Origin of the sequence: Streptomyces sp. NPDC058864 (genome assembly GCF_042742985.1) — a bacterium.
Taxonomy (GTDB): Bacteria; Actinomycetota; Actinomycetes; order Streptomycetales; family Streptomycetaceae; genus Actinacidiphila.
This window is the reverse complement of record NZ_JBHYMQ010000050.1, coordinates 57,715-64,095: the sequence shown is the minus strand read 5'-3', so window position 1 is coordinate 64,095 and position 6,381 is coordinate 57,715. Positions and strand designations below refer to the sequence as shown.

The window sequence follows — 6,381 nt, the reverse complement described above, 5'->3', positions numbered from 1 at the left end:
GGGTGCGGCTCCGCGGTCGCGGCGGGGGTTGGTGGGGGGTGGGGTGGGTGGAGGTCGGTGCTGCCGGTGTTCGGCTGTCCCCCCGTCTCGCTCCCTTCGGTCGCGGAGCGGCCGGCTGCGGAACGGGAGGGTGGGGGCGGGCCTTCGCGGCGGTGTGCGAGTGGGTGAGTGGCGGGGTGCAGGCGCCGGAGCGGGTGGCCTTTCCGGTGCCGTGGGTCTCGTTGCCGTCCGCGGGTATGGACGACTGGTTGCCACGCCCGCCGCAACCCGCGTCTGCGGCTGATTCGAGGTGCTGGTGAGGGGTGGGCGGGACATCGGGCTCGCTTTCGCCGATATGGACAGCGAAACAGAGCCCGATCTTTGAGCCGGGGCACATCGGACCCGCTTTCGCCGTCGGCGGAACAGAGCCCGATCTCGGAAACCGACCCGCCGAACCCGTGTCCTGTCGGGGAGTCACCCGCAGACGCAGGTCACGGCGGGCGCGCCACCCACGAACGGTGGGCGTGGAAGCGGCCATCCATACCCGCGGACGGCAACGAGACCCGCGCCCCACGAACAACCAGCCCTGCTCCGGCGCCTGAACCCCAGCCGCACACCCACCCGCACACCGCCGCGAAACCCCGAGCCCCCACCCTCCCATCCGCAGCCGGCCGCTCTGCGACCGAAGGGAGCGAGACGGCGGGACACCCGACCACGGCCCCACCACCACAACCCCCACCCCCACCCCCACCCCCACCACGAACATCACCCCACCGAGGGGCCGTACTTCCCGTCCGCAGCCGGATCGAGGGCCAGCCGGTAACCCCGCTTGACCACCGTCTGGATGAGCTTCGGCACCCCCAGCGCCGCCCGCAACCGCGCCATCCCCGTCTCGACGGCGTGCTCGTCGCGCCCCGCCCCCGGCAGCACCCGGAGCAGGTCGGCCCGGGAGACGACCCACCCGGGGCGCCGGGCGAGGGCGCGGAGCAGGGACATCCCGGCCGGCGGGACGGCGCGCAGCTCCCCGTCGACGACGACCGCGTGACCGCGGATCTCCAGGCGCCGTCCGGCGACGGGCAGGGGACGGACCCGCCCGGGGAGCTCCGCCGCGAGCAGCTGGACGAGCGGCCCGAGACGGAAGCGTTCGGGCTGGGCGGTGGGGACGTCGTGGGCTTCGAGGGGAAGCGCCGTGACGGGGCCCACGCAGGCCGGGAGGATGTTGTGGCGCAGGGCGTCGAGGAGCTCGCCGCGCAGGCCCCGGCGTTCGGCCCGGTCGAGGAGGGAGGCCGCCGCGGGGGCACTGGTGAACGTGACCGCGTCGAGCCCGCGCGCCACGGCCGCGTCGATGAGCCGGTCGACCGGGCCGAGGTCCTCCGGCGGCATCCAGCGGTAGACGGGGACGCCGACGACCTCCGCGCCGGCCGCGCGCAGGGCCTCGATGAAGCCGGGCAGCGGCTCCCCGTGCAGCTGGACGACGACGCGCCGGCCGGCGACGCCCTCGTCCAGGAGCCGGTCGAGCACCTCCGCCATGGACTCGGACGCCGGGGACCAGGACTCCCTGAGCCCGGCCGCGCGGATCGCACCGCGCACCTTGGGGCCGCGGGCGAGCAGTTCGACGTGGCGCAGCCGTTCGAGCAGGGCCTCGCCGAGCCCCCAGCCGTCGGCGGCCTCGATCCAGCCGCGGAAGCCGATCGCCGTGGTGGCGACCACGACGTCGGGGCCGCGGTCGAGCAGCCGCTTGGTCGCCGCGAGCAGTTCGGTGTCGTCCGGCAGCGGGACGATCCGCAGCGCGGGCGCCCGCAGGACGACGGCTCCGCGCCGCTCGAGCAGGGCGCAGAGTTCGTCGGCGCGGCGGGCCGCGGTGACGCCGACCGTGAAGCCCGCGAGCGGGAGGACGTCTGCGTGTCGCACTTGCATGGCTCTGCCTCGCTCCGCCGGAGGTACACGTGCAACGGAGGCCCGGGACCGTCCCGGGTCCCGGAGTCGTGCGCCCCGTTCGGCGCATCGTCCCAACTCCCGGTGACGGTCTCGGTTCACCCGCATTTCCCCGTTGTTACGCGGTTCGCCGGGGCTACACCTCCGCGTAGGAGAGCCGCGGCTCCGGCTCCGCCCCGGCACCGGGCCCGGCGGCCGGGGCGGGCGCGGGCGCGGGCCTGCGCAGGTATACGGCCCAGGTGACCGCGAAGCAGACCGCGTAGACGGCCAGGAAGGTGACGAAGGCGGGGGTGCCGGTGCCCCGGGTGAGGAAGGACTGCCGGAAGGCGAGGTTGATGCCGAGGCCGCCGAGCGCGCCGACGGCGCCGATCAGGCCCATCGCGGCGCCGGACAGCCGGCGTCCGTAGGCGGCCGCGGCCTCGCCGGTCAGGCCCTTGGCGGCGGCCTTCGCGGCGTAGATGCCCGGGATCATCTTGTACGTGGAGCCGTTGCCGAGGCCGGTCAGCAGGAAGAGGGCCACGAAGGCGACGGTGAACAGCGCCAGGGACTTCTGTGCCGAGGCCAGGACGATCACGGCGGTGGCGGCGGCCATCGCCAGGAAGTTCCACAGGGTGATCCGCGCGCCGCCGTAGGCGTCGGCGAGCCGGCCGCCGACCGGCCGCACCAGCGAGCCGAGCAGCGGGCCGATGAAGGTGATGGACGCGGCCTGCAGCGGGGTACGGGCGAACTGGTTCTGCAGGACGAGCCCGAAGGCGAAGCTGTAGCCGATGAACGACCCGAAGGTGCCGATGTAGAGGACGGACATGATCCAGGTGTGGCCGTCCTTCGCCGCCTCGACGGCCGCGCCGGTGTCGTTCCGTACGGGCGCCAGGTTGTCCATGAACAGGGCCGCGAGCGTGGCGGCGATCACGATGAGCGGGATGTAGACGGCGAGCAGCAGCCGCGGGTGCCCGGCGCCGGCCGTACCGATGACCAGCAGGCCGACCAGCTGGACGACGGGCACGCCGATGTTGCCGCCGCCCGCGTTCAGGCCGAGCGCCCAGCCCTTCCTGCGGAGCGGGAAGAAGGAGTTGATGTTGGTCATGGAGGAGGCGAAGTTGCCGCCGCCGACCCCGGTCAGCGCGGCGACGGCGAGGAAGGTGCCGTAGGAGGTGCCGGGCTCCATGACGACGGCGGCGGCGATCGTCGGCAGCAGCAGCATGAGCGCGCTGAGGACGGTCCAGTTGCGGCCGCCGAAGCGCGCGACGGCGAAGGTGTACGGGACGCGGACCACCGAGCCGACCGCCGTGGCCATGGCGACCAGGAAGAACTTCCCGGCGGGGTCGATGCCGTACTCCGGGCCCATGAAGAGCACCATGACCGACCACAGCGTCCAGACCGAGAAGCCGACGTGCTCGGACAGCACGGAGAAGAGCAGGTTCCGGTGGGCGACCCGGCGGCCGCCGGCCTCCCAGGCCGCCTCGTCCTCCGGGTCCCACCGCTCGATCCAGCGGCCGCCCTTGCGTGCTGTGGTGCTCGCGGCAGTCATGACGCCTCCAGGCCCTGATGTCGCTCGTCGGGTGATGCCCACGACGGTAGGAACGGCGCGTTTCCGCCCGATGGCCCGAGGTGACCGCCACGCAACCTTGCTCTCACCCGGTGCGCGGGCCCCCTGTGAGCGCCGGGGGCGCCATGACGCGGGCGTCCGGCTCCGGCAGCCAGGCGCCGTCCGCCGGCGCGGTGAGCCAGCCGGCCTCGCCGGCGAGCCGCCGCGCGGCGGAGAGCAGGGCGTCCAGTCCCGGGTGGCGCAGTCCGCGGCGCCACACCATGGAGACCGGGGCGAGCGGTACCGGGCCGGTGAGCGGACGCAGGACGAAGCCGGGCAGGTCGATGAACTCGGTGCTGGCCAGCACCGGCCAGCGGTGCTTGCGGACCAGGCGGACGAACTCCTCCGGGCCGTCGATGGCGGGGAAGGGCGCGGCGACGGAGATGCCCCGGCCCCGGAAGAGGCGCCGGGCGAGGTCCGTCCACTCGGCGGTGTCCGGGTTCCCGGCGGCGGCGTAGAGGGACTCCCCGGCGAGTTCGTCGAGCGGCACCTCGGCGAGCGGGGCCAGCCGGTGGCCGGCGGGGAGCAGGACGGCCATCCGCTCGTAGCGGACCGGCCGGTGCTCCAGCCGGTCCAGTACCTCGGGGGCCAGGCCCGCCGCGCGGCCGAAGGAGACGTCGAGGCGGCCCGCGAGGATCCCGGCGGCTGCGCCGGTGAGACCGCTGTGGAAGCGCGCGGTCAGTTCGAGTTCGGGCGCGGCGGCGCGGGCGGCGGTCAGCACCCGGTGGCCGGTGCCCACCGGCGCGCCGATGTCGACGAGCAGCGGGCGGCCGGCGGGCTCGAAGGCGGCGGCCAGTTCGTCGTGGGCGGCGAGCACGCGCCGGGCGTGCGGCAGCAGCCGCTCCCCCTCGGCGGTCAGCCGGACCGATCGGGTCGTGCGGACGAACAGCTCGGCCCGCAGTTCGCGCTCCAGGCGCCGGACGTCCCTGCTCAGTGCCTGCTGCGCGACGTGCAGGCGGGCGGCGGCCCGGGTGAAGTGCGACTCCTCCGCGACGGCGGTGAAGGCCCGCAGCAGGCGCGGGTCGATCGGGTGCGGCATCCGCCCATTGAACACGTCCGCGATTCACAACCGGAACGCGTCAATGGATGCTGATCAGGTGTTGGACCGCGCCGGGGGCACCCCGGGAGGGTGATCGCATGACCGCGCTCGCCTTCGCCGCCCCCTACCGGCGGCTCTTCTCCCTGCCCGGCACCCGGGCCTTCACCACCGGGAACCTCCTGGCCCGGCTCCCGATGGGGATGTTCGGGGTCAGCGCGGTCGTCATGATCGCCACGGGGTACGGCTCGTACGCGCTGGCCGGGGCGGTCACCGCCACCGGGCTCGCCGCGACGGCGGTGGTGGCCCCCTGGACCGCCCGGCTCGTCGACCGGCTCGGCCAGGCCCGGGTGGCCGTGCCGGCGGCGGGACTCGCGGCACTGGGCTCGCTCGCGCTGGTGGTGTGCGTACGGCTGCACGCCCCGGCCTGGACGCTGTTCGCCGCGTACACCGCCACCGCGACGACCCCGAACACCGGCGGCATGGCGCGGGCGCGCTGGGCGCACCTGTACCGGGACGACGAGCGGGCCCGGCACGTCGCCAACTCCTTCGAGCAGGCGGCGGACGAGATCTGCTTCATGCTCGGCCCGGTCCTCGCGGCGTTCCTGTGCACCGCGCTGTTCCCCGAGGCCGGCACGCTGACGGGGGCGCTGCTGCTCTTCGGCGGCATCCTGCTCTTCGCCGCGCAGCGCGGCACCGAACCGCCGCCGGTGCCGCGGGCGGGTGCCGGACCGGGGGCGGGTGCCGGGCGGGCCGCGGTACCGGCCGTGCTGCTGACGTTCCTGGCGACGGGGGCCGTCTTCGGCGCCCTGGAGGTCACCACGATCGCCTTCGCCGACGCCCAGGGGCACCGCGGCGCCGCCGGGGCGGTGCTCGCCCTCCAGGCGGCGGGTTCGTGCGCGGCGGGCCTGCTGTACGGGCTGCGCCGGCCCCGTGGCGGCGCGGGAGGCCGCTTCGTCGCGAGCGTCGTCCTGATGGCCGTCCTCATGCTCGGCCCGCTGCCCGCGGCGGCCCTCGGCGGCCTGTGGCTGCTGGCCCCGGCACTATTGCTGGCGGGCATGGCCACCGCACCCACGATGATCAACGGCATGGCCCTGATCCAGCGCCGGGTCCCGCCGGGCCGCCTCAACGAGGGGATGACGCTGGCCGTCACGGCCCTCCTCGGCGGTATCGCCGCGGGCTCCTTCGCCGCGGGGTCCGTCGTGGAGCAGCGGGGTGCGGTGCCCGCGTACGCCATACCGGCGGTCGCCGCGGCCACCGCCGCGCTGGTCGCGGCGCTCTCCCTGCGGACGGCCCGGCGCCGGGCCTGACACCACCGGTCGTGCCGGAAACGACGGAAGGCGATGCCTCCCGCGCAGTGCGCGGCAGGCATCGCCTTCCGTTGGGTCAGTGGAGATGGCGGGAATCGAACCCGCGTCCTGTGGTGCGGAACCAGGGCTTCTCCGAGCGCAGTCCGCTGTGCTTTTCTCGGCCCCGGCAGTCACGCGGACAAGCCGCCGACGGGCCCAGCCACTGTTTGATTTCCCACCGAGCCCCGTGGCCGGACTCAGTGGTTTAGTCCCCTAGCTGATGCCAGGATCCGGGTCGGGAACAGCCCCGGGCTGACACTCCGCGGAGTCTTCGCTAGCTGCTAATTAGGCAGCGAGCGCGAAGGCGGAGGAATCGCTCTTGTTATTGGCGATTATTGTTTTCGGCATATGGTTTACGAGATCATTGCCGCTTCCTCGGCTCGCTTCCCCTGCTTCGACATCCCCAGTCGAAACCGATCATCCCCATGTTGATTTTTCAAGCTGCTCACCGGGCGGTCACCGTCCGGTGGGACTGCTGCCATCGTACGTGACCAACG

4 protein-coding genes and 1 other RNA gene are annotated in these 6,381 nt (G+C 74.1%); 1 reads left to right on the top strand and 4 read right to left on the bottom strand.

What is annotated here, in order from left to right; genetic code table 11:
• Positions 1-744: 744 nt before the first annotated feature.
• From ACFW3D_RS29795 to ACFW3D_RS29785, 3 genes are all read right to left on the bottom strand, one after another.
• Positions 745-1,896, bottom strand: a complete 1,152-nt coding sequence (locus ACFW3D_RS29795; RefSeq protein ID WP_500509150.1) for a uroporphyrinogen-III synthase — start codon at positions 1,894-1,896, stop codon at positions 745-747.
• Positions 1,897-2,050: 154 nt separating this feature from the next.
• A complete protein-coding gene (locus ACFW3D_RS29790; RefSeq protein ID WP_500509148.1) occupies positions 2,051-3,442 on the bottom strand; it encodes a nitrate/nitrite transporter in 1,392 nt (463 codons plus the stop codon).
• A gap of 103 nt (positions 3,443-3,545) precedes the next feature.
• Positions 3,546-4,538: a LysR family transcriptional regulator gene (locus tag ACFW3D_RS29785; RefSeq protein WP_500509146.1), complete on the bottom strand. Its 993-nt coding sequence runs from the start codon at positions 4,536-4,538 to the stop codon at positions 3,546-3,548.
• A 98-nt stretch (positions 4,539-4,636) separates the two neighbouring features.
• On the opposite strand from ACFW3D_RS29785, the gene ACFW3D_RS29780 reads away from it, so the two are divergent.
• The gene (locus ACFW3D_RS29780; protein ID WP_500509143.1) at positions 4,637-5,845 is read left to right on the top strand and encodes an MFS transporter; all 1,209 of its coding nucleotides are present in this window, start codon (positions 4,637-4,639) and stop codon (positions 5,843-5,845) included.
• A 77-nt stretch (positions 5,846-5,922) separates the two neighbouring features.
• On the opposite strand, the gene ssrA is transcribed toward ACFW3D_RS29780, so the two are convergent.
• Positions 5,923-6,309, bottom strand: a transfer-messenger RNA (tmRNA) gene (ssrA, locus tag ACFW3D_RS29775).
• Positions 6,310-6,381 lie beyond the last annotated feature (72 nt).